The sequence below is a fragment of the Brachybacterium vulturis genome (assembly GCF_002407185.1).
GTDB lineage: Bacteria > Actinomycetota > Actinomycetes > Actinomycetales > Dermabacteraceae > Brachybacterium > Brachybacterium vulturis.
The window spans coordinates 2,418,570-2,440,317 of the sequence record NZ_CP023563.1; the positions used below are offsets into that span (position 1 = coordinate 2,418,570).

Sequence of the window (21,748 nt, forward strand, 5' to 3'; positions counted from 1 at the left end):
TCCCTGCCTCATTCACCGGGGGCGAGCTTCGCGGCGCAGCGCCCGGCCAGCGCCGCATACAGGAAGGGGGAGGGGTCCTCGGCGAGGGTCCTGCCCATCGTGGTCATCCGCACCGGCATCTCCTCGAGCGCATCACGCAGACCCTTCGCATCCACCTCGGTGAGCTGATGGAGGACGCCGCGCTTCTTCGCCGGCTTGAGGATCGTGGATTTCACCTGTTTACGCACCGACTCATGAAAACCGTTGTAACGGGAGTCGTGGCGCGGGACCACCGGCAGCTGCACCGGGGTGAGCAGAGCCCGTCCGTAGACGGTCGAGGAGTGATGGGACAGCCCGCGATGCCGCTCCCGCTCATCGGCCTCGGAGACCCGCAGGGTGGCCACGCCCCGGCCACCGAGCACCGCGGCGGCGTGGAGGGCCTCCGCCGCCTGCACCCCGGAGAAGCCCCAGCCGGTCCCGGTGCCCAGGTTCCCGGGTCCCTGGATGACGATCGCGACATCGGCGCCCACCACGTGCTTGGCCCCCAGCAGGGCGGAGTGCACGGTGACCGCTTCGAGGTCGCCGCCGAAGGACTGCCCCGCACTGATCACCGCCGAGAGCAGGTCCGCCTCGCGCAGCCGGGCCGCGCTGCGGGAGTAGGCCGCGGGGAGCGCCGCGGCGTCGGTGTGCACAGAGGCGATGCGCAGGGAGCGGCGCTGGGCGCGGATCCCGGCGATCAGCGCGGGGAGCGAGGAGTGCAGATCCGCGACGATCACCGGCATGCCCTCGAGGCGCTTGGCGGAGCGGAGGGTCTCGTAGTGCTCGCTGGCGGGGTCGTCGATCGCCTCGACCATGGTCTGCATCGGGGTGTAGCGGGCCTTGACCATGTGCCCGTCGATCGCCTCCGCCTCCGGCAGCACCTCCGGGCGCGCCACCACCATGGCGTCGCCGCCCGTGCCCAGCTCGCGGCGCACGGCATTGGTGTTCAGCAGCACCGTCTCGCCCGGCTCCGGGCACCCGGTCAGCTCCCGGTAGGCGATCGCGGTGAGGATCTCCGCGCCGCCCTCGAGCTCGATCTCGAGCCGATCCACCCCGGGCCAGGACCCCAGAGCGGCCTTCACGGTTCCCCGTTCCCATCGCAGCATGGCCCCAGCCTAGGCCGCGACGGCATATCGTCCCGCCCCGCGCTCCCGGGGAGATACGCTGACGCCGTGGCTTCGAAGAGTGTGGAGAGACTGCTCAACGTCATCATGACGATCGGTTCGCGCCGTCGGATCGACCGCGCGAAGCTGTTCCGGGTGATCCCCGACTATGCCCAGGCGGTCTCCGACCAGGCCGCGGAGCGGATGTTCGAGCGTGACAAGGCCGCGATCATCGAGCTCGGCCTGCCGCTGGTGACCGAGCGCGACCTGCTGGACGAGAACACGGTCCACTACCGCATCGACGCGGCCCGCTCGGGCGCGGTGCTCGATCTCACCACCGAGGAGTACACGGTGCTGCTCGCGGCGAGCCGCGCCTGGGACACCGCCGCCGCCGGGGGAGCGGCGCGCCGCGTGCGCGCGAAGCTCCTCAGCCTCGGCCACGATGCGGACCCCGATCTGCTGCGCCGCACACCCCGCGGGGCCGTCGAGTCCCTGCCCGTGCTCACTCCGCTGCTCCAGGCCGTGGTCTCCGGGCACGGCATCCGGTTCATGTACCGCGGCACCCACGGCGTTCCGGCGGAGCGTCGGATCGAGCCGTGGGTGGTCGGCGTCCACGACGGCCACTGGTACCTCCACGGCTGGGACCGGGACCGCGAGGCGCCCCGCGTGTTCCGGGCCTCCCGGATCGAATCGTTCCCCACCGAGGCGGGCGTCGCCGTCAGGCTGCGTCCCGAGCAGATCGAGCTCGCCGAGGTGCTCGAGAGGATGCTCGACAGCGATGACCGGGACTCGGCGCTGCTCCGCGCCGCACCCTTCAAGGCGCTGTCCCTGCGGGACCGCGCCGGCGCGACCCTGGAGGCGGAGACCTTCCGCCTGCCGGAGCTGCCGCGGCCGGCGGTGCGCCGCCTGCTGCTGTCCGACGTCCGCTGGCTCGAACTGCTCGCGCCGATCGGCTGGCGCGAGGAGCTCGCCGCGGTGCTCACGGTGATCGCCGAGGCGCACGAGGGGGCGGCGGACCTCACGGCCCTCGACCGTGCGGCCGCCCGGCTCCCGGCCCGGATCCGGGTCTCGCCGCAGAGCGGAGACCATCTCTCCCGGCTGATCTCCGTCGCCTCGTACGTCATGTCCCGCGACGAGGTCCAGCTGGCGGAGCTCTCCGAGGCGCTGGGCATCACCGAGAAGCAGCTGATCACCGATCTGCAGGTGCTCTTCGTCTGCGGCGACATGGGCACCGGCTGGGAGGACCTCATCGAGGCCGAATGGGAGCACGGCACGGTGCGGGTGCGCAACGCCGAGCCGCTGCGCCGCGCCCTGAGCCTCAGCGCGGTGGAGAGCACGGCGCTGCTCGCCGGGCTCGCGGCGCTCGAGCCCGCCGCCGGGCAGACCGCGCAGGTGGTGGAGTCCGCCCGCGCCAAGCTGCTGGCCGTGGTGGAGGGCACGGCGGAGCCGTCGGAGGGGCCGCAGGTCCCCACCCGCAGCGAGATCGCCGCAGCGACCTCGGCCGACGAGCGGGCCGCCCGCACCGCGGACCGGGCCGAGCAGGTGCTCACGGCGGTGCACGCTGCCCTGCGCGCCGAACCCGGCTCCGAGGACGCCCGGCTGACGATCCGCTACTCCTCCACGGACCGCGCCGGCACCAGCGTGCGGCGGATCAGGCCGCTGCGCATCGAGACCGTGGGAGCACGCTCCTACCTGCTCGCGCACTGCGAGCTGGCGCAGGGGGAGCGCCGATTCCGCCTGGACCGCATCGTGGAGCTGCTGCCCGCCGGGACCGAGATGACTCGTCCGGCACCGGGAGAGGGTCCGGTGCTGGCCGGTCGCGTCGAGGGAGAGGTGTGGCTGCGGCTGGCCCCGGCCGCGCACTGGATCGCCGAATCCTTCGACGCCGTCGAGCTGCGGGATGCCGCGGACGGGGCCGAGGGCGGGAGCGGGGCGACCTACGCGCGCCTGGTCGAGCCGGTGCTGGCTCCCCTGGTGGATGCGGTGCTGGAATCCGCCGGCGCCGCCGAGGTGCTCGCGCCGGACCCGCTGAGAGACACGATCGTGACCGTGGCACGCGGCGGCGCTGTACGTCACACCCGGTAACTGCCGTTACTCTGGGACGGCCCGCCGCGCGGTGGGCCGGATCGTCACCGGGGCGGTTCGTTCGGCGCCCCGTCCGCTGTGGGATGATAGGGGTGCCCGCGCTGTGTCATGGCGCTTTTGAAAGGTACTTCCATGAACTTCTTCCGCAACCCCTGGGCAATCGTCCTGCTGATCGTGCTGGTGATCCTCCTGTTCGGAGCCAACAAGCTCCCGGGTCTCGCCCGCAACATGGGCAAGTCGATGCGCATCTTCAAGAGCGAGGTCGAGGAGCTCCGCGGTGACGACAAGCCCGCCGAGGCCGATGAGGACGAGGAGCTCGACCGCCCGTCCCGCTCCTCGCGCTCACGTGACGACCGCCGCGAGGGCGATGCCCGCGATACCCGCGACGATCGCGACGATCGCCGCGCGCGCGATGACCGCGAGTACGACCCCCGCGATGACCGCGATCACGACCGCGAGCCGATCCGGTCCCGCGATGACGACGACTCCTACCGTCGCGACTGAGACGGCGTCGCGACCGAGCATCTGGGCGCGCACCGCGCCCTCGACGACGGACCCGGTCCAGTGATCGATCGGGCCCGGAGCGCTGGGAGGAAGCAGATCCGTGGCGAGTGATACGCAGGGACGCGGGCCGGCCGAGGCGAAGCCCGTGACGAGGCCGGGCCGGGATCCCGAGGGACGCATGTCCCTCGGCGAGCACCTGGTCGAGCTGCGCAACCGGCTGATGATCAGCGCGATCACCGTGCTGCTGCTCTCGATCGGTGGCTGGTTCCTGTTCCCCTGGGTGTTCGAGGCCGTCAAGGCGCCGATCGAGGCCGCCGGAGAGGACTCCGACCTCCAGGCGCTGATCAACTTCCAGGGCGTCGGCCAGGGTCTGAACGTCAAGCTGCAGATGGCCGCCTACATCGGCCTGATCCTGTCCTCGCCGATGATCATCGCGCAGATCTGGCTGTTCGTGATGCCGGGTCTGCACAAGAACGAGCGCAAGTACGCGATCGGCTTCTTCGGCACCGCGATCCCGCTGTTCTTCCTCGGCTGCCTCGCCGGCTACTGGGCCGTGAACCAGCTGGTGCCGGTGCTGATGAGCTTCACCCCCACCGAGGGCTCGACCTCCCAGATCATCCCCTACGACCAGTACCTGGCACTGCTGATCAAGACGATGCTCGCCTTCGGCGTCGCCTTCGTGATCCCGGTGGTGATGGTGCTGCTGAACTTCATGGGCCTGGTCAGCGGCAAGGCGATGCTCAAGGCATGGCGCTGGATCATCTTCCTCAGCTTCGCCTTCACCGCGGTCATGGTCCCGACCCCCGAGCCGGTGACCCTGATCGCGATGTCCGCCGCGATCGCCAGCCTCTTCTTCGGCGCGATCGTCATCGCACTGCTCCACGACCGCCGCGTGGGTCGCCGTTCCGGCGACGCCGACCTCGCGGACGATGAAGCGAGCAGCATCGATGACGAGGTGGAGAAGGTCGAGGGGCCGTCGCGTCTGGACGACACTGACGAGGACCGGCGGTGAGCAGGCTCCGGGTGGGCCTGCTCGCGAACCCGACGGCGGCACAGGGGACCGCTCACCGCATCGGCCGGCAGGTGGATCACCTCCTGCGCCTGGCCGGGATCTCCGTGGTCGACCTCTCGGGCCCGTCGGCCGCCGTGGCCCGGGCGCGCGCGGAGGACATCCGCGACTCGCTGACCGCCCTGGTGGTCGTGGGCGGGGACGGCACCGTCTCGCTCGGTGCCGAGATCGTCGCCGGCAGCCCGGTGCGCCTCGGCGTGGTCCCGGTCGGCAGCGGCAACGACTTCGCCCGCTCGCTCGGGCTGGCCGTCAACGACCCGGAGAGCTCCACGCGGGCACTGCTGCACGCGCTGTCCCGGCCGGTGGTGAGCGTCGATGCGATCGAGATCACCGCCGCCGGGCACTCCGGGCCGGGACATCGCTCCCTCGCCCTCGGCAACCTGAACCTCGGCTTCGACGCCCTGGTCAACGCGCGTGCGAACCGGGCCCGGTCCGGGCACACCGTCCGGTACACCACCGCCGTGCTGCGCGAGCTGCGCGCGTTCACGCCCCTGCCGTTCTGGATGGAGATCGACGGCGGCGACCGGATCGAGCTGGACGCGACGGTGCTGACCCTGTGCAATACGGGAATGTTCGGCCGCGGGATGCGGATGGTGCCGGACGCCCGCATCGACGACGGGGTGCTCGAGCTCGCCACCGTCTCCGGCATCGGCCGTCGGCAGCTGCTGCGTCTGTTCCCCCGGGTCTTCGCCGGCACCCACACCTCGCTGTCCGCCGTCGACATCCGCCCCGTCGAGCAGCTCACCATCGGCCTCCGCCACGGGCGGATGCTGCGCGCCTACGCTGACGGGGAGCCGCGCGAGCTGCTGCCGCTGACCGCCCGCGTGCTGCCCGGCGCCGTCCGTCTGCTCGCGGAGCCGTCAGGGTCGATGACCGCCGATCCCAAGGACTCGCAGTGACCTCACCCGCGGAACGCTACGCGCGATGGAAGACGGAGGCGGAGCAGGAACGCGCCGCTGTCGAGCTCACGGCCTTCACCGCCCGCTATCCCTTCACCCTGGACGATTTCCAGCTCGCGGCCGGCCGCGCCCTCGAGGGGGGCAGCTCCGTGCTGGTCGCCGCACCCACCGGAGCCGGCAAGACCGTGGTGGGCGAGTTCGCCGTGCACCTGGCCCTGGCCCGCGGGCACAAGGTCTTCTACACCGCCCCGATCAAGGCCCTGTCGAACCAGAAGTTCGGCGAGCTGGTCGACTGGCTGGGTGCGGACCGGGTGGGACTGCTCACCGGGGACACCTCGATCCGTCCCGAGGCCGAGGTGGTGGTGATGACCACCGAGGTGCTGCGCAACATGCTGTACGCCGATTCGGACCTGCTGGTCGGGCTGGGCTTCGTGGTGATGGACGAGGTGCACTACCTCGCCGATCGGATGCGCGGCCCGGTGTGGGAGGAGGTCATCATCCACCTGCACGGCTCGGTGCGGCTGGTCTCGCTGTCCGCGACCGTGTCCAACGCCGAGGAGTTCGGCGCCTGGCTGCAGGAGGTCCGCGGCAGCACCGAGATCATCGTCTCCGAGACCCGGCCGGTGCCGCTGTGGCAGCACGTCGTGGTCGGCGACGAGCTGCTGGACCTGTTCGTCGACGCCGACGGGGAGGCGGTGGTCTCCCAGGGCCCCGGGGCGCGCGGGGACCGCCGGGTCAATCCTGAGATCGAGCGCGTCACCTCCTTCTCCCTCCCGGTCGATGAGCGCACCGGTGGTGCCCGGGGCAGGGGATACCGGGGGCGCAAGGGCACCGGCGGCAGGCACCGCCCCCGCGGCTCCGGCCAGCACCGTCCGCCGCACCTGCGCAAGGGCCGCGGCCCGTACGAGGGCGGCGGCGACAGCGGCAGGGGCGAGCGGAGCGGGGGAGGTGGCCCGGGAGCCGGACCGCACCGCCACGGGGACCGATCCGGCGGTGCCCTGCGCCCGCCGCGGCGGCCGGACGTCGTGGAGCTGCTGGACGATGCCGCGCTGCTGCCCGCCATCATGTTCATCTTCTCCCGCGCCGGCTGCGACGGCGCGGTGCAGCAGTGCGCGCGGGCCCGGCTGCGCCTGACCGACGACCGCGAGCGCCGGGAGATCCGCGCGGTGCTGGACGAGCAGCTCGGAGGCATCGGCATCGAGGACGAGGAGGTGCTCTCGCTGGACACCTTCCGGCGGGCCGCGCTGGACGGCTTCGCCGCCCATCACGCCGGGATGCTCCCGCTGCTGAAGAGCGTCGTCGAGGCGCTGTTCGCCCGAGGCCTGATCAAGGTGGTCTTCGCCACCGAGACGCTGGCGCTGGGGATCAACATGCCCGCCCGCTCCGTGGTGCTCGAGAAGCTGGTGAAGTTCAACGGCGTCGATCACGCGGACCTCACACCGGGGGAGTTCACGCAGCTCACCGGCCGGGCGGGCCGCCGCGGCATCGACACCGAGGGTCACGCCGTGGTGCTCGCCGGTCCGCGCTTCGATGCCCCGGCCGTCGCCTCCCTCGCCTCCAAGCGCACCTACCCGCTGCGCTCCGCCTTCCGGCCCACCCCGAACATGGCCGTGAACCTGCTGGACCGCTTCGACCTCTCCCGCGCCCGGGAGACCCTCGAGACCAGCTTCGCCCAGTTCCAGGCCGACCGTTCCGTGGTGGGCCTGGCCCGTCGCGCCCGCGAGCTGGAGGACACCGCCGACGACTACCGTGCCGCGGTCACCTGCGACCGCGGGGACCTGCTGGAGTACGCACGGCTCCAGGAGGCGCTCACCGACCGGGAGAAGGCCCTCTCCCGGGCCCGGGCCGAGCGGGACCGGGACCGCACCCGCAGCGTGCTCGGCGACCTCCGCCGCGGCGAGGTGATCGCCCTGCCCGGCGGGAAGCGCCGCGGCTATGCGGTGGTGCTGGAGGTCGACCGTGCGGTGCTCGGCGGCCCGCAGGTGGACCTGCTGGACACCGAGGGACGCCGGCGCAGCCTCCGCCCCGGGGACGTGCCCTCCCCACCCGCCGTCATCGACACGCTGCGGCTCCCGCGCCAGGACTCGCTCGGCAGCGGCAGGGTGCGCAAGGACACCGCCGCCGCCCTGCGTCAGCGCCTGGCGGGGCAGGACGACGATGCTCGTGCCGAGGTGCGTCGCCGCGCCGGTCGCAGCCCGTCGACCGCCGCCACCGACGAGCAGCTGCTCGCCCTGCGCGAGCAGCTCGCCGCGCATCCCTGCGCCGCCTGCCCCGATCTCGAGTCCCATCTGCGCTGGGTGGGCCGGTGGCGGAAGTCCCGCGGGGAGCTCGAGGGCGTCCAGCGGCGCATCCGCGGCCGCACCAGCTCCCTGGCCCGGCAGTTCGACCGCCTCACCGATCTGCTGAGCGAGCTCGGCTATCTCGCGCCCGCGGGCCCCGAGGGCGAGGAGCTGCACCCCACCGCCAGCGGGCTGCGGCTGCGGCGGCTGTTCAGCGACCGCGACCTGCTCATCGCGCAATGCCTCGAGCACGGCGCCTGGACGGGTCTGGATCCCGCCGGGCTGGCGGCCGTGGTCTCCGCCGCGGTCCATGAGACCCGCCGCGACGACCGTGCTCCCGAGCTGATCCCCGATCCCGCTGTCGACGCCGCGCTCGCGGCCTCGATGCGTCTGGCCGCCGCGCTGCAGTCCGCCGAGGCCCGCCACGGCATCACCCCGACCACCGCTCCGGATCCGGCGATCGCCGCGATCGTCCACCGCTGGGCGCGGGGCGCGCACCTGGCCGCGGCGCTCGAGGGCAACGACCTGCCGCCCGGGGACTTCGTGCGCCACTGCCGACAGGTCATCGACCTGCTCGATCAGCTCACCGCCGACGAGGAGCTCGGCCCGGTGGCCCGGCAGTCCATCCGTGCCGTGCGCCGGGGCCTGGTGGCACAGGAGATCGACCGCTGAGCTTTCTCCCAGGAGAACGCGAGAGGCTGGGGACCGTGAGCCAGAAAGACACCTTCGCGAACGCCGCCGCAGACACCGCCGACCCGCACGACGCCGCGGGCCGGATCGCGCCCCCGACGCTCTACACGGGCATCGTGCTGTACAGCGCCAAGGACCCCGAGGCCTCCGCCATGCTGGTCGCCGACGGGCTGATCGCCTGGACCGGCCCGGAGGACACCGGCCGCATGCTCCACGGAGACGTCCAGCGCATCGATGCCACCGGCTGCCTGGTCACGCCCGGTTTCGTCGACGCCGCCGCCACCGCGGACGGCGAGGACCCGGACCCGGCCACCGCCACGGACGCCGCCGCCCGGGGCATCGTGCTGCGCCTGCCCGGCCCCACCGGGGAGCGGGAGGGCGTGCGGATCATCGCCCCGGTCACCGAGAGCGCGGACTACCTGGACCTGGTCACCGAGGGGACCCCGCTCGCCTTCGGCTCCGCGGGGGTGCCCGAGTCCGCCGATCCCTGGGACTGGGTGCGCGGTGCCGCTCGCACCAGCCCGGCCGAGCAGCGGATCAGCGACCGCGCCGCCTTCCTCGCCGCCACCCGCGGCGGTCAGCGGGTCGCCGGGAACCGTCACCCCGGCAGCCTGCAGACGGGCCTGCCCGCCACCTTCGTGCTCTGGGAGCCCTGGGACCTCACCGTGCAGTCCCGCGCCGAGCGCGTGGACAGCTGGTCCACCGATCCGCGCTCGCGCACGCCGCTGCTGCCGGATCTCGACCAGGGCACCCCGCGCGCGCTGCGCACCGTGGTGGAGGGCAGGATCCTCCATGACCGCCTCGCGGACGCTCCCCGCGGGCGGGCCGAGGCGTGACGGCGACCGCTGCGGCGGCGGGGACCCGTCGGCGCTCGGCGAGGGCCCGCGACGAGTTCGACCCCACCCCGTGGCCGGTCGCGCTGCTGTGCGGGGCGGGGGGCGGAGCCTGCGCCCTGCTGGCCTTCCCGCCCTATGACCTCTGGATGCTGCTGCCGGTTGCGATCGCCCTGCTCGGCGCCGGTCTCCTGGTGCGCTCCCTCTGGCTCGCCGCCCTGGTCTCGCTGCTGTGGGGGCTGGCGCTGTTCGTCCCCCTCACCGCGTGGGCCAGCACCTATGCCGGGGCCACGCCCTGGATCGCGCTCGGCGTGTTCGAGGCGCTGTACATCGTGGTCTTCGGTCTGCTGGCCCGCACCGTGATGGTGCGCCGGGGATTGTGCCTGACCAGCGCGATCGTCGTCTCCGCGCTGTGGGTGGCGCTCGAGGCCCTGCGCAGCAGCGCCCCCTGGGGAGGCCTGCCGTGGGGCGCGAGCGCCTTCGCCCTCGCGGACTCCCCGCTGCTGCATCTCGCCCCCTGGATCGGCATCGCCGGGCTCGGGTTCGTCGTCGCCCTGCTGGGCCAGCTGCTCCTGTTCGGTGCCCTCGCCGTGCTGGGACGCCGCCGCCGCGGCTTCACCGGCTTCTCGGGCGTGTGGCCGTTCGCGATCGCGGTCGCCGCGGTGCTGGCCACCGTCGTGGTACCGCATCCGGTGAACCGGGCTCCGGTGAACCGGCCCACGATGACGGTGGCCGCGATCCAGGGCTCGATGAGCGCCATCGACCCGGTCTCGTACACCATGCCCGAGGACGTCTTCGCCAACCATCTCGCCGTCACCCGCGACGTGCTCGAGCGGACCGACCAGAACGGCATCCAGCTGGACCTGATCGTCTGGCCCGAGGACTCCACGGGCTGGGACCCGCGGCAGGACCCGCAGCTGGCGCGGCAGCTGACGGGGGTCGCGGCGGAAGCCGACGCCCCGCTCCTCGTCGGCACCCAGGTGCGGGTGGGGGAGGAGGAGCGCCTGAACCAATCGGTGCTGCTGACCCCCGAGCACACCTCCCCGTACGCGTACTCCAAGCGCCATCCGGTGCCCTTCGGCGAGTACATCCCGATGCGGGGACTGTTCAGCCGGCTCTCCGACAAGGTCGATCTGGTCTCCCTCGACATGATTCCGGGCGAGGAGGTCGGGGTGATGGATCTCGACGCCCTGGGACAGGGGCAGGACCGGGTCGGGATCCTCATCTGCTTCGAGATCGCCTACGACTCCCTGGTCCACGACGTGGTCGAGGGCGGCGCCGAAGTGATCGTGGTCCAGTCCAACAATGCCCTGTTCGGCGACTCCCACGAAGCCATCCAGCAGCTCGCCCAGGCCAAGGTGATGGCCGTGATGTCCGGTCGCAGCGTGGTGCACATCTCCACCGTCGGGCATTCGGCGATCTACGGCCCCACCGGCCGACGGATCGATTTCATCGATCACTGGGAGCAGGGGGCGCTGCTGGCCGATGTCCCGCTGCGCACCGGCATCACCCCTGCGGTCGCCGCCGGGCCCTGGATCGCCATCGGGCTCAGCGCCGTCGGCGCTGTGGGCCTGCTCGCCGCACTGGGCGGCGAGCGTCGGGCCCTCGCCCGCACCACCACCCGCCGCCGCCGCCGCCGAGGAGACTGACGTGCATCCGTCCAACGCCCCCCTGCCGCCCACTCTCGTGGTGATCCCCACCTACGACGAGCGGGAGGCGCTGCCCGGCACGCTCGCGCGCCTGCGCGCGGCGGTGCCGACGGCCGACGTCCTGGTGGTCGACGACTCCTCGCCGGACGGGACCGGTGACTGGGCGGACTCCGTCGCGGCGAAGGACCCGGCCGTGCACGTGCTCCACCGGGCCGGGAAGCAGGGTCTGGGACCGGCCTACCTCGCGGGCTTCGCCTGGGGCCTCGAGCGCGGCTACCGGCAGCTGGCGGAGATGGACGCCGATGCCTCCCACCGCCCGGAGCAGCTGCCCCGTCTGCTCGAGGCGGTGCGGCGCGGCGCCGACCTGGCGATCGGCTCGCGCTGGGTGGCGCGCGGAGCGGTGCACGACTGGCCGCTGCACCGCCTGCTGCTCTCCCGCGGCGCGAACCTGTACGTCCGCGCGCTGCTCGGCCTCGGCGTCTGTGATGCGACCGCCGGGTACCGGGTCTTCCGTGCCGAGCTGCTCGCGCAGCTGATCGCCACGGACATCGCCTCCCAGGGCTACTGCTTCCAGATCGACATGACCCGCCGGGCCCGGGATCTGGGCGCCGCGATCGCCGAGGTCCCGATCGATTTCGACGAACGCACTGCGGGCGCGAGCAAGATGTCCGGACGCATCGTGCGGGAGGCGCTGGTGAAGGTGACGTCCTGGGGACTGACACGTCGCACCCAGGGCCTTCGCAAGGCCCTGCGCTAGCCTGGACCCATCCGACGCCCCAGGAAGGGAGCATTCGTGACCGCACAGCAGCCCTCCAGCCAGGGCGCTTCGTCGCGCCCCACCACCCCGGCGGGGACTCCCGCCTCACGCCGCGGCTCGCGATGGGGCTCGCTGGGGCCCGTCCTGGTCGTCGTGCTGGGCCTGGTCGAGCTCACGATCCTGGTGCTCATCGGGATCAGCACCAGCCTGTGGTGGGCGGTGCTGGCCATCGCCGTCGGGTGGGTGATCGGGATCGCTCTGCTGGTCGCCGCCGGTCAGCAGTCGTTCGTGCGCCTGCGCTCCCTGCTGCGGGCGGTGAGCGGCCGCGGCGACGTCCAGGACCACCTCTCGCGGCCCGCGTTCACCCTGGTGGCCGCGCTGTTCTTCTTCTTCCCCGGCATCCTCACCGATCTCATCGGGGTCGTGCTGCTGCTGACCCCCGTCCAGCGGCGCTCCGTGAAGGCGATGGGCCTGGGCAGCGGCGCCGCGGGGGCACGGACCGTGCTCTACCGCCGCTCCGGCACCGGCGTGATCGACGGTGAGATCATCCTCGACAACGAGCCGCGAGGCCGGGGCGAGGACTCCCCGCCCACCCTGATCCAGGACTGATCACCGGGCGCGTCCCACAGCACGAGCGCCCCCGCTCCGCCGAGAGGCGGCAGCGGGGGCGCTGTTCGGAGGAGCTGGTCAGAGGTTGCGGCGCTGATGGAGCTTGCCGGCGCGCAGCAGCTCGAGGCGCTGGTCCAGGAGCACCTGGAGGTCCTCCTCGCTGCGACGCTCGAGCAGCATGTCCCAGTGGGTGCGCACGGGCTTGCCGACCTTCGCCTCCGGCCGCTCGTGGTCACGCAGCAGCGCGGAGGCGTTGCAGCGGCACACCCAGGTGGCGGGGACGTCGGCCTCGACCGAGAAGGGGAGGACGATGGTGTGGCCGTTGGGGCAGTCGTAGACGGCCTCCTGGCGCGGTGCGGCGAGGACGCCCTCGTCGGTCTCCATGGAGAGGGAGCCCAGTCGGGTGCCTCGCAGGCTGCGGCTGTTCATACGGTTCTCGCTTCCTGCCGGGGGTGGTGTCGGACGGCGGGCCGTCCGGTGGGATCTGTGGCGGGTGAGGTCTGTGGGTGGCGCGTCGGCGATACCCGGTGCTGTCAACGCCGGCGGGACCGATTCTGTTCCCGGCACCGGTGACCGGTCCCGGCAGAGCGCTGGTTCTCAGGCGCCGTCGAGCAGCTGTGAGAGCAGATCGACACGATTGGTGATGATACCATCCACGCCCTTGACCAGCAGCTCCTGCATGGTCCGCGGGTCATCGACGGTCCACACATGCACCTCGCAGCCCGCCCGGTGAGCGGCGGCGATGTTGGCCATGGTGACGATCTGCACACCGCGGTGGGCCTCGGGGACCTGGAGCGCGCCGTAGGGGGCGAGGAGCCGGGAGATCACGGCCTGCGGGGCCTCGACCGCACGGGCCGCGAGGAAGCTGCCGATCGCTCCGCGCGAGGGACTGCGCATCGCGGTGACGCCGGTGGCGGCGTGGAGTGTCGCGAGGGTCTTGCGGACCACATCCCCGTCGAAGCCGGCCACGCACACCCGGTCGGCGCTGCGGGTGCGGCTGATCGCCGCGACCGCGGGGCCGATGGCCGAGGCGGCCTTGATGTCGATGTTGACCGGCACGTCGCCGAAGGTGCCCAGGACGTCCTCGAGCATGGCCAGCGGCTCGTCGCCGGCCAGCCGCACGGAGCCCGCCTCGTGAGCGCTGAGCTCAGCGATCCGGCGAGGATCCCCGGCGATGCGTCGGAGGTCCTCGTCATGGACCGCGAGGGCGAGCCCGTCACGCGTGGCGCGGGTGTCGGTCTCGAGCATGTCGGCGCCGGCCCGCAGCGCGTCCTCGAAGGCGCGCAGGGTGTTCTCGGCCCCGTCGGTCGCGAGCCCGCGATGGGCGATGCGACGCGGGCGGGGGCCGGGGAGGAACCGGGAGCGGGACGCCCGTCCTCGCTCAGGGCCGCTGCTCGTCGATGAGTGCATCTTCTTCCTCCTCGTCCTGGCCCCGGCGCCGGGTGCGGACGGCGCGTCGGGGACGATGATCTGCGGTGCGACGGGCGGGCCGCGCCGCGGGCGGGGGGCCGTCCTCGCCGGGGGCCGTGCCGGGGCCGCCGCGCGGCGAGGTGTCCGCTTCTGCGGCCTGCTGCTCCTCGGCCGCGAGGTCCTGGAACTGGCGGCGGGTGCGGTAGATCAGCGCGGCGGGGAAGAAGAGCGCGAAGACCCACCACTGGAACGCATAGGACAGGTGCGGGCCGAGCGAGGTGTCGGGATAGGGCAGCGCGGTGGGCCGCACCCCGGGCGGTTCCTCTGCGGCCAGCTCCCCGTAGGCGCCGGTGACCAGCTCCTGGGTCGATATGCCCATCAGCTCGGCGGATTGGCGGGGGTTGACCGAATGGGTCTGCCCCGGCGGTGGTTCGCGGTCCAGCACCGGCTCGGCGGGGCGCAGCCGGACGGTGACGGTCATCTCGCCCTCGGGCACCGGGGCCGGATCGGCCGGCTGGGAGGTGCCGCTGACCGAGGGCACCCAGCCGCGCACCACCAGCACGGTGGCGCCGTCCTGGGCACGGAAGGGCACCAGCTGCCAGAAGCCCACCCGGCCCGAGAGCTGCCGGTTGCGCACGTAGAGCACGCAGTCATCGCTCGTGCAGTAGCTGCCGTGCAGCTCGACCGGGGTCCATTCGTCGCTCACGGGCAGCGGAGTCTCGATGTCCGGCAGCACCTCGTCGAGGGCCACGGGGGCGGCGTCGTAGTGGGACTCGATCACCGCGGCCTGCTCCGCACGGTCCTCATAGCGGCCGAACTGCCACAGGCCCAGCAGCACGCAGGCCGCTGCGAGCACCAGCACGGCGACCAGACCCAGCAGGGTCTCGCGGCTCAGCAGGATCTCGCGACGGGAGGAGGTCGTCCTCATCCGTGGACCGGTGAGCCGGCCCCGGCTCCGGCTGCGGCGGCGTCCAGGTGCCCGGCGGCACCGTCGAGCACCCCGGCGAGGTCCTCGATCCCGAAGTCCACGATCATGACGAACATGAGCGCGGTGGCGGCGGCGAGCACGAAGCCCAGCGCCGTGACCGCGATGGTCACGCCGAGGCGCAGGCGGGGGCGGTCCGTGCGGGGCGCTGCGGGCGGGAAGCCGTAGTCCTCGCTCTCGAGGTGGTTGTCCGCCCACATGCCGGGGTTGAGGACGGCCACGGGGTAGCGGTCGACCCGACGGCGCGGCCGGGCCCCGCTGGCCGGGACGTCCTCAGAGGCCTGCAGCGGTGCCGACCCGCGCCCCTCGGGCGTGGCCGACGACCAGAGCCTCCACCCGGCCGGGACCGGCCCCCAGGAGCGCCCGGGGCTGAAGCCGGCCGGCGGGATCCAGCCGTCGTGCGGCGGCTCCGGCCAGTTCGGCGGCGGGTTGAAGCTCCGGCCCTGGGTCACGCAGGAACGTCCCACCGGTACTGGTCGACGTAGGCGTCGAACTGGAGGGTGAGGCCCTCGGCGCGCTTGACATCGAAGATGATCCGGAACGTGTACTCCTCACCCGCGCTGAACTCCAGGGGACCACCGGTGCCGGCGCCCTTCAGGGAGTAGCTCTCGGAGGAGCGCGAGACCGCACCACCGTAGGGCGTGATGACGTCGAACTGCGCGGGATTGAAGCTCATCATGCCCTCCTCGACGGTCATCTTGGCGGTGAGCACGAGGTATTCCTCGCCGTTCGTGGGCTCCTCGACGGTGCCGTACGTCGTCTCGAGCTCCGTCGCAGGCACATAGGTCATGTGCACGGCCAGGGTGCCGCTGCCGTCCGAGCCCACGACCTCCGTGGCCTCGGCCGAGGGATCGATGGTGGGCAGATCCGTGGGGATCGGCTCCTCCTCGGTGGTCTCCTCCTCGGTGGGCTGTTCCTCGGTGGGCTCCTCCTCCGCGGAGGTGGCGGCCTCGGTGGTCTCATCACCGGTGGTCTGTTCCTGGCTGGTGGTGGTCTGGCCACCGCCACCGGCTTCCCTGTCGCCGTCGCGAGTGAACAGCCAGATGCCACCGGCGATCAGCAGGATCAGCACGAGCAGCAGGATGAGCAGGCAGCCGAGCCACCAGAAACGCCGGAGGAAGCCCTTCTGGGGCGGTTCGCCGGCGCCGGTCGAGGCCGTCCAGTGGGAGCCGGAGTCGACGCCGGGGGAGGCCTGCCCGTATCCCGCGGCCGGGTAGTCCGCAGCGGAGCCCTGGCCCGTGTAGCCCGAGGGCGACGCCTGGCCATAGCCGGGGGCGGGAGAGGCCTGGCCGTAGCCGGGGGCGGGAGAGGCCTGGCCGTAGCCGGGGGCCGGGGAGGCCTGGCCGTAGCCGGGAGCGGGAGAGGCCTGGCCGTAGCCCGGCGCGGCGGCTGCCTGGCCGGTGGGCTGCTGAGCGGAGTCCCCGGCACTATGAGCTGCGGCGGCACCTGCGGCCATGCCACCGGCCGCGGCGGCACCGGAGTCCTCGCCGTGCTGTCCGTCCTGCGCTGCGGGAGCGTCGTGCGCGGCACCGGCAGCAGGTGCTGCGGACTCGTAGGGGGCCTGCTGTGCGAGGTCGGCCTCCAGATCGGGGCCCTGGTACTCGGCCGTCTGCGGGGCGCCGTCGCCGGCCTGGCCCTCCTGCGGGCCGGTCCCGGCAGCGTGCTGGCCCGAGCCTGCGACATGGGTGGCGTCGTCGTCAGCGGCACCGTCACCAGCCGCGACGCCCTCCGTCGCGGCCGCCCGGTGGCCGGGGGAGTCCTGAGCAGACGGTGCGTCCGCCCGCTGCGCCGCCGCTCCATAGGGATCCGTCGTCCCGTACTGACCGGCCGGTGCCTGCGATGCTGCCGGTTCCGTGGGCTCGGCGGCCTCGTCGCGCGGGCCGGTGGAGACCACCCGGGTGGCATCCTCCTCGGCGGCGGCCGCAGCCTGTGCCTCGGACTGGGCCGGCACGTCGGACTGAGCCGGCACGTCGGACCGGGCCGGAGCAGCGGGCGGCTGCTCCTCGGCCACCCAGAAGTTCCACCCCTCCGGTGCCGGTCCCCAGGACGGATCGGGCTGCCATCCGGGAGGCGGGCTCCAGCCCGCATCCTCGATCGGCCAGTTCGGCGGAGGGTTGAAGCGGTAAGCCATCGGGTAGCACCTTCCGGGGCGATGTGGGATGGACGGGCTCCCCCTCGGATCCCGACACTCTCTCGCCACGTATCGTAGAGCACAGGGCTGCGTCGAGGCGTCAGCCCTGTGCTCTGACATCGTCCCTCGAGACCGATCAAGGCCTCACGGATCACTCACCCCGATCACTCACCCAGGAGTTCGCATGACCGACGCCATCACCGAGCCGCGCAGTGTCCTGATCACCGGAGGGAATCGGGGCATCGGCCGCTCGATCGCCGAGGAGTTCCTCCGCTGCGGGCACAAGGTGGCCGTCACCAGCAGGTCCGGCGTGGGCGGCCCGGAGGGTGCGCTCACCGTGGCCGCGGACGTCACCGACGGCGACAGCCTCGATGCCGCGATCAGGACCGTCGAGCAGGCGCACGGACCGATCGAGGTGCTGGTCGCCAATGCCGGGATCACCGACGACCAGCTGCTGCTGAGGATGAGCGACGACTCCTTCGAGAAGGTGCTGGACACCAATCTCACCGGTGCCTTCCGCACCGTGAAGCGGGTCATCAAGTCGATGATGCGCGCGAAGAAGGGCCGCATCGTGCTCATCAGCTCCGTGGTGGGGCTGTACGGCTCTCCCGGCCAGGTCAACTACGCCGCCTCCAAGTCCGGTCTGATCGGCATCGCCCGCGCGCTCACCCGCGAGCTCGGCTCCCGCGGCATCACGGCGAACGTGGTCGCCCCCGGCTACATCGACACCGAGATGACCCAGGCCCTGCCGGAGGAGCTCCAGGACACCTATCGCAAGGCCATCCCGGCCGGTCGCTTCGCCGACCCCGTCGAGGTCGCCAAGGCGGTCACCTTCCTCGCGAGCGATGATGCCGCCTACATCTCCGGTGCGGTGATCCCCGTCGACGGCGGTCTCGGCATGGGACACTGACCCAGTCCTCGCACCACTTCCGACGTAAGGCGTGAACCCAACCCGATGTCATCTTCCGACCCTGACAGTCGTCTGCTGCTCCTGATGCGTCACGGCAAGGCGGAGAGCGGTTCCGGCCGGCCGGACCACGAACGCGCGCTGGCCGATCGGGGACTGACCCAGGCACAGCTGGTGGGGGAGTACCTCGACGCGCAGAACGTGCAGCTCTCCCGGGTGCTGGTCTCCGACGCCGTGCGGACCATCCAGACCTGGGAGGCCACGGCTGCGGCGATGCCGGGGTTCGACGGCGAGGTCTCCTTCCATGAGGAGATCTACTCCGGTGGGGCAGCCGATGTGCTGGCCCTGGTGCACGGCGTGGAAGCCGATCACCCGGTGGTGATGGTGGTCGGCCACGAGCCGACGATCTCCACCCTCACCTCGCTGCTGGCCGCGGACGACTCCGAGGCGGGTGCGGTCGCCCAGGCCCGGATCGGGATGCCCACCGGTGCGATGGCGGTGCTCTCGGGGTCTCTGGAGGGCTGGAGGAGCCTCGAGGAGGCCTCGCTGACGCTGCACACCATCGTCCGCCCCTGAACGGACGCCCGCGTCAGCGGGCTCAGCGGTGCGCTGCTGCCGCCTCGAGACGCGGCCAGGCCTCCAGCAGCGAGGGCCCGTCGATGACCACGTCGGCGACCTCCCGCAGCGCCGGCTTGGCCCGGAAGGCGATCCCGGTCCCGGCGGCGGCGAGCATCTCGCGATCATTGGCCCCATCGCCCATGGCGACGATCCGTGCGGCGGGGACGCCGTGACGCCGTGCGAGCTCCTCGAGGGTGCGCCGCTTCGCGGCGCCGTCGATGATCGGACCCGTCACCCTCCCGGTGAAGCGGCCCTGGACGATCTCGAAGCGGTTGGCGCGCACGTGGTCGATCCCCACCTGGGCGGCGAGCTCGTCGATCACCTCGTGGAACCCCCCGGAGACCAGCGCGGTCACCCAGCCGGCTTCCTTCGCACGACGCACCAGCTCCAGGGCTCCCGGCGTCGGCACCAGCACGGCCCGCACCTCGGCGAGCACGGACTCCTCCAAGCCCGCCAGCAGCGCCACCCGGGCGCGCAGCGACTGGGCGAAGTCCAGCTCGCCGCGCATGGCGGCGGTGGTGATCTCCTCGACCTGGTCGCGCACCCCGGCATGCTCGGCGACCAGCTCGATCACCTCCTGGGTGAGGAAGGTCGAGTCGACGTCGGAGACCAGCAGCCCGGTCGCCGGGACCGGCCGCTGCACCGTCACGGCGTGATGACCGTGCCCTTGCCGAGCACCGTGATGCCGGACTCGGTGACCACCCAGCCGCGGGCGCGATCCTTCTCCGCGTCCAGTCCGATCTGGGTGCGCGGCGGCACCACCACGGACTTGTCGATGATCGCCCGATGGATCTGGCAGTGGCGGCCCACGGTCACGTCGTCCATCAGCACCGAATCGGAGACGTTCGACCAGGAGTTGATGCGGACGCCCGGGGAGAGCACGGAGTTCGAGACCTGGGCACCGGAGATGACCACGCCGGGGGAGATGACGGAGTCGACCGCGGAGCCGACACGCCCGGGCCCCGCATGCACGAATTTCGCCGGGGGCGCGTTGCGATGCCCGGTGAAGGTGGGCCACTCGTCGTTGTAGAGGTTGAAGACGGGATGGATCGAGATCAGATCCATGTGCGCCTCGTAGAACGCGTCCAGGGTGCCGACGTCCCGCCAGTAGTCCCGATCGCGATCGGTGGAGCCGGGCACGTCGTTGTGGATGAAGTCGTAGACCGCGGCATCCTGCTGCGCGACGAAGGAGGGGACGATGTCCCCGCCCATGTCGTGCTTGGAGGAGTCGTCCCCCGCATCCCGGGTGACGGCCTCGACCAGGGCATCGGCGGTGAAGATGTAGTTGCCCATCGAGGCGAGGATCGAGCTCGGGTCGTCGGCCAGTCCGGCGGTCTCCGTCGGCTTCTCCACGAAGGCCTTGATCGTGGTGGGGTCCGACGGATCGGTCTCGATCACGCCGAACTGGTCGGACATCTCGATCGGCTGCCGGATCGCGGCGACGGTGCAGGACTTCCCCGACTCGATATGGGCCTCCAGCATCTGCGAGAAGTCCATGCGGTAGATGTTGTCGGCGCCGACCACCATGACGTATTCGGGATTCTCGTCGTAGATCAGGTTCAGCGACTGGGCGATAGCGTCGGCGCTGCCGCGGAACCAGTGCTTGCCCATGCGCTGCTGCGCCGGGACGGGCGCGACGTAGTTGCCCAGCAGCGAGCTCATGCGCCAGGTCTGGGCGATGTGCTTGTCCAGCGAGTGCGACTTGTACTGGGTGAGGACGACGATTCGGAGATAGCCGGAGTTGGCGAGATTCGACAGGGCGAAGTCGATGAGGCGGTAGATGCCGCCGAACGGCACTGCGGGCTTGGCCCGATCGAGGGTCAGCGGAATCAGACGCTTCCCCTCACCGCCGGCGAGGACGATGGCGAGAACCTTTTTGGACCACATGGTGCGAGGATAGTCCAGACGTGGCACTCGTCACGCGCCGTTCGCCCATTCGGACGGCAGAAGGATCCGAGACGCCGCTGGAACAGCTGCCGCAGAAGGAGGAGGAGCCGGATATGCGTGTCGATCTGCTCACCAAGGAGTATCCGCCCGAGGTCTACGGCGGCGCCGGAGTCCATGTCGCCGAGCTGACGAAGGTGCTGCGCGGGCACATCGACGTGCGGGTGCGCGCCTTCGGCGCCGACCGCGAGGAGGAGGGCACCTTCTCGTACTCCACGCCCGCCGAGCTCGAGGGCTCCAACGCGGCGCTGTCCACCCTCGGCACAGATCTGCTGATCGCCGCGGACTGCGCCGGCGCCGACCTGCTCCACTCCCACACCTGGTACGCGAACTTCGCCGGCCACCTGGGGTCCCTGCTGCACGGCATCCCGCACGTCCTGTCCGCCCATTCCCTCGAGCCGCTGCGACCGTGGAAGGCCGAGCAGCTCGGCGGCGGCTACGCGGTGAGCTCCTTCGCCGAGCGCACCGCGTACGAAGGCGCCGCGGGTGTCATCGCGGTCTCCGCCGGGATGCGCGAGGACATCCTGCGGGCCTACCCCGCTGTGAATCCGGACAAGGTCCACGTGGTCCACAACGGCATCGACATCGAGCAGTGGTCCCCGAACCCGGAGACCTCGGCGCTGACCTCCCGGGGCATCGACCCCGAGGCGCCCACGATCGTGTTCGTCGGCCGCATCACCCGCCAGAAGGGGCTGCCGTACTTCCTGCGAGCGGTGCGCGAGCTGCCTGAGGAGTACCAGGTGGTGCTGTGCGCCGGGGCTCCGGACACCCCGGAGATCGCGCAGGAGGTGAACACGCTGGTCGAGGAGCTGTCGACGACCCGCGGGAATGTGCACCTGATCACCGAGATGCTGCCCCGGCACGAGCTCACCCAGATCCTCACCCAGGCCACCGCCTTCGCGTGCCCGAGCATCTACGAGCCGCTGGGGATCGTGAACCTCGAGGCCATGGCCTGCGGCACCCCCGTGGTCGCCTCCGCCACCGGCGGCATCCCCGAGGTCGTCGCCGACGGGGAGACCGGCTACCTGGTCCCGCTCGAGCAGCTCACCGACGGCACCGGCACCCCGGTGGACCCCGAGAAGTTCATCGCGGACACCCGGGATGCGCTGGTGAAGATGGTCTCCGACCCGGCACGGGCGCAGCAGATGGGCGAGGCGTCCCGTCGCCGCGCGGCCGAGCACTTCTCCTGGACCTCGATCGCCGAGCGCACCCTGGAGGTCTACCGCACGGTGATGGCCCAGCAGTCCTGAGCCCTGCG

At 72.0% G+C, this 21,748-nt stretch carries 20 protein-coding genes; 12 read left to right on the forward strand and 8 right to left on the reverse strand.

Features of this window, described 5'->3' with window-relative positions:
* Positions 1–8: 8 nt before the first annotated feature.
* The gene (locus CFK38_RS10920; protein WP_096803091.1) at positions 9–1,124 is read right to left on the reverse strand and encodes a DUF3866 family protein; all 1,116 of its coding nucleotides are present in this window, start codon (positions 1,122–1,124) and stop codon (positions 9–11) included.
* A 66-nt stretch (positions 1,125–1,190) separates the two neighbouring features.
* Here CFK38_RS10920 and CFK38_RS10925 point away from each other — a divergent pair, with 66 nt between their 5' ends.
* The 9 genes from CFK38_RS10925 to CFK38_RS10965 all read left to right on the forward strand — a co-directional run bounded on the left by CFK38_RS10925 (position 1,191) and on the right by CFK38_RS10965 (position 12,495).
* Positions 1,191–3,206 (forward strand): WYL domain-containing transcriptional regulator, encoded by a 2,016-nt coding sequence (locus CFK38_RS10925; RefSeq protein ID WP_245851002.1) that lies wholly within the window; start codon positions 1,191–1,193, stop codon positions 3,204–3,206.
* A 132-nt stretch (positions 3,207–3,338) separates the two neighbouring features.
* Positions 3,339–3,710 (forward strand): Sec-independent protein translocase subunit TatA, encoded by a 372-nt coding sequence (tatA, locus tag CFK38_RS10930; RefSeq protein ID WP_096803093.1) that lies wholly within the window; start codon positions 3,339–3,341, stop codon positions 3,708–3,710.
* Between the two features lie 100 nt (positions 3,711–3,810).
* Positions 3,811–4,722: a twin-arginine translocase subunit TatC gene (tatC, locus tag CFK38_RS10935; protein WP_245851004.1), complete on the forward strand. Its 912-nt coding sequence runs from the start codon at positions 3,811–3,813 to the stop codon at positions 4,720–4,722.
* Positions 4,719–5,678 carry a diacylglycerol/lipid kinase family protein gene (locus CFK38_RS10940; RefSeq protein ID WP_096803095.1) on the forward strand — a complete coding sequence of 320 codons (960 nt, stop codon included), beginning with the start codon at positions 4,719–4,721 and terminating at the stop codon, positions 5,676–5,678. Before tatC ends, CFK38_RS10940 begins: the two co-directional genes overlap by 4 nt.
* On the forward strand, positions 5,675–8,629 hold the full coding sequence (locus tag CFK38_RS10945; RefSeq protein ID WP_096803096.1) for a DEAD/DEAH box helicase: 2,955 nt from the start codon (positions 5,675–5,677) through the stop codon (positions 8,627–8,629). Before CFK38_RS10940 ends, CFK38_RS10945 begins: the two co-directional genes overlap by 4 nt.
* Positions 8,630–8,664: 35 nt before the next feature.
* Positions 8,665–9,483, forward strand: coding sequence for a hypothetical protein (locus CFK38_RS10950; protein WP_245851006.1), 819 nt, complete (start codon positions 8,665–8,667; stop codon positions 9,481–9,483).
* Positions 9,480–11,129 (forward strand): apolipoprotein N-acyltransferase, encoded by a 1,650-nt coding sequence (gene lnt / locus CFK38_RS10955; RefSeq protein ID WP_096803097.1) that lies wholly within the window; start codon positions 9,480–9,482, stop codon positions 11,127–11,129. Before CFK38_RS10950 ends, lnt begins: the two co-directional genes overlap by 4 nt.
* 1 nt (position 11,130) lies before the next feature.
* Positions 11,131–11,886 (forward strand): polyprenol monophosphomannose synthase, encoded by a 756-nt coding sequence (locus CFK38_RS10960; protein WP_096803098.1) that lies wholly within the window; start codon positions 11,131–11,133, stop codon positions 11,884–11,886.
* Positions 11,887–11,922: 36 nt separating this feature from the next.
* Positions 11,923–12,495 (forward strand): FxsA family protein, encoded by a 573-nt coding sequence (locus CFK38_RS10965; protein WP_096803099.1) that lies wholly within the window; start codon positions 11,923–11,925, stop codon positions 12,493–12,495.
* 78 nt (positions 12,496–12,573) lie between these two features.
* On the opposite strand, the gene CFK38_RS10970 is transcribed toward CFK38_RS10965, so the two are convergent.
* The 5 genes from CFK38_RS10970 to CFK38_RS10990 form a co-directional block, all read right to left on the reverse strand.
* A complete protein-coding gene (locus tag CFK38_RS10970; protein ID WP_096803100.1) occupies positions 12,574–12,924 on the reverse strand; it encodes an RNA polymerase-binding protein RbpA in 351 nt (116 codons plus the stop codon).
* A gap of 168 nt (positions 12,925–13,092) precedes the next feature.
* On the reverse strand, positions 13,093–13,905 hold the full coding sequence (locus CFK38_RS10975) for a glycerophosphodiester phosphodiesterase family protein (protein ID WP_096803101.1): 813 nt from the start codon (positions 13,903–13,905) through the stop codon (positions 13,093–13,095).
* Positions 13,877–14,833: an SURF1 family cytochrome oxidase biogenesis protein gene (locus CFK38_RS10980; RefSeq protein WP_096803102.1), complete on the reverse strand. Its 957-nt coding sequence runs from the start codon at positions 14,831–14,833 to the stop codon at positions 13,877–13,879. The genes CFK38_RS10975 and CFK38_RS10980 overlap by 29 nt, the downstream gene beginning before the upstream one ends.
* A complete protein-coding gene (locus tag CFK38_RS10985; protein ID WP_096803103.1) occupies positions 14,830–15,342 on the reverse strand; it encodes a hypothetical protein in 513 nt (170 codons plus the stop codon). The genes CFK38_RS10980 and CFK38_RS10985 overlap by 4 nt, the downstream gene beginning before the upstream one ends.
* Positions 15,339–17,021, reverse strand: a complete 1,683-nt coding sequence (locus CFK38_RS10990; protein WP_096803104.1) for a hypothetical protein — start codon at positions 17,019–17,021, stop codon at positions 15,339–15,341. The genes CFK38_RS10985 and CFK38_RS10990 overlap by 4 nt, the downstream gene beginning before the upstream one ends.
* 184 nt (positions 17,022–17,205) lie before the next feature.
* On the opposite strand from CFK38_RS10990, the gene CFK38_RS10995 reads away from it, so the two are divergent.
* Both CFK38_RS10995 and CFK38_RS11000 read left to right on the forward strand, forming a co-directional pair.
* Positions 17,206–17,931 (forward strand): beta-ketoacyl-ACP reductase, encoded by a 726-nt coding sequence (locus tag CFK38_RS10995; RefSeq protein WP_096803105.1) that lies wholly within the window; start codon positions 17,206–17,208, stop codon positions 17,929–17,931.
* Between the two features lie 84 nt (positions 17,932–18,015).
* Complete coding sequence (locus CFK38_RS11000; protein ID WP_245851008.1) at positions 18,016–18,504, forward strand: SixA phosphatase family protein; 489 nt, start codon at positions 18,016–18,018, stop codon at positions 18,502–18,504.
* A 22-nt stretch (positions 18,505–18,526) separates the two neighbouring features.
* Here the strand turns inward: CFK38_RS11000 and serB are convergent, their stop codons facing one another.
* Both serB and glgC read right to left on the reverse strand, forming a co-directional pair.
* Positions 18,527–19,195: a phosphoserine phosphatase SerB gene (gene serB, locus CFK38_RS11005; protein ID WP_096803107.1), complete on the reverse strand. Its 669-nt coding sequence runs from the start codon at positions 19,193–19,195 to the stop codon at positions 18,527–18,529.
* Positions 19,192–20,433: a glucose-1-phosphate adenylyltransferase gene (gene glgC, locus CFK38_RS11010; RefSeq protein ID WP_096803108.1), complete on the reverse strand. Its 1,242-nt coding sequence runs from the start codon at positions 20,431–20,433 to the stop codon at positions 19,192–19,194. Before glgC ends, serB begins: the two co-directional genes overlap by 4 nt.
* A 113-nt stretch (positions 20,434–20,546) precedes the next feature.
* Between glgC and glgA the strand changes: the two genes are divergently transcribed.
* The gene (gene glgA / locus CFK38_RS11015) at positions 20,547–21,740 is read left to right on the forward strand and encodes a glycogen synthase (RefSeq protein ID WP_096803109.1); all 1,194 of its coding nucleotides are present in this window, start codon (positions 20,547–20,549) and stop codon (positions 21,738–21,740) included.
* The last annotated feature ends 8 nt before the right edge of the window (positions 21,741–21,748 follow it).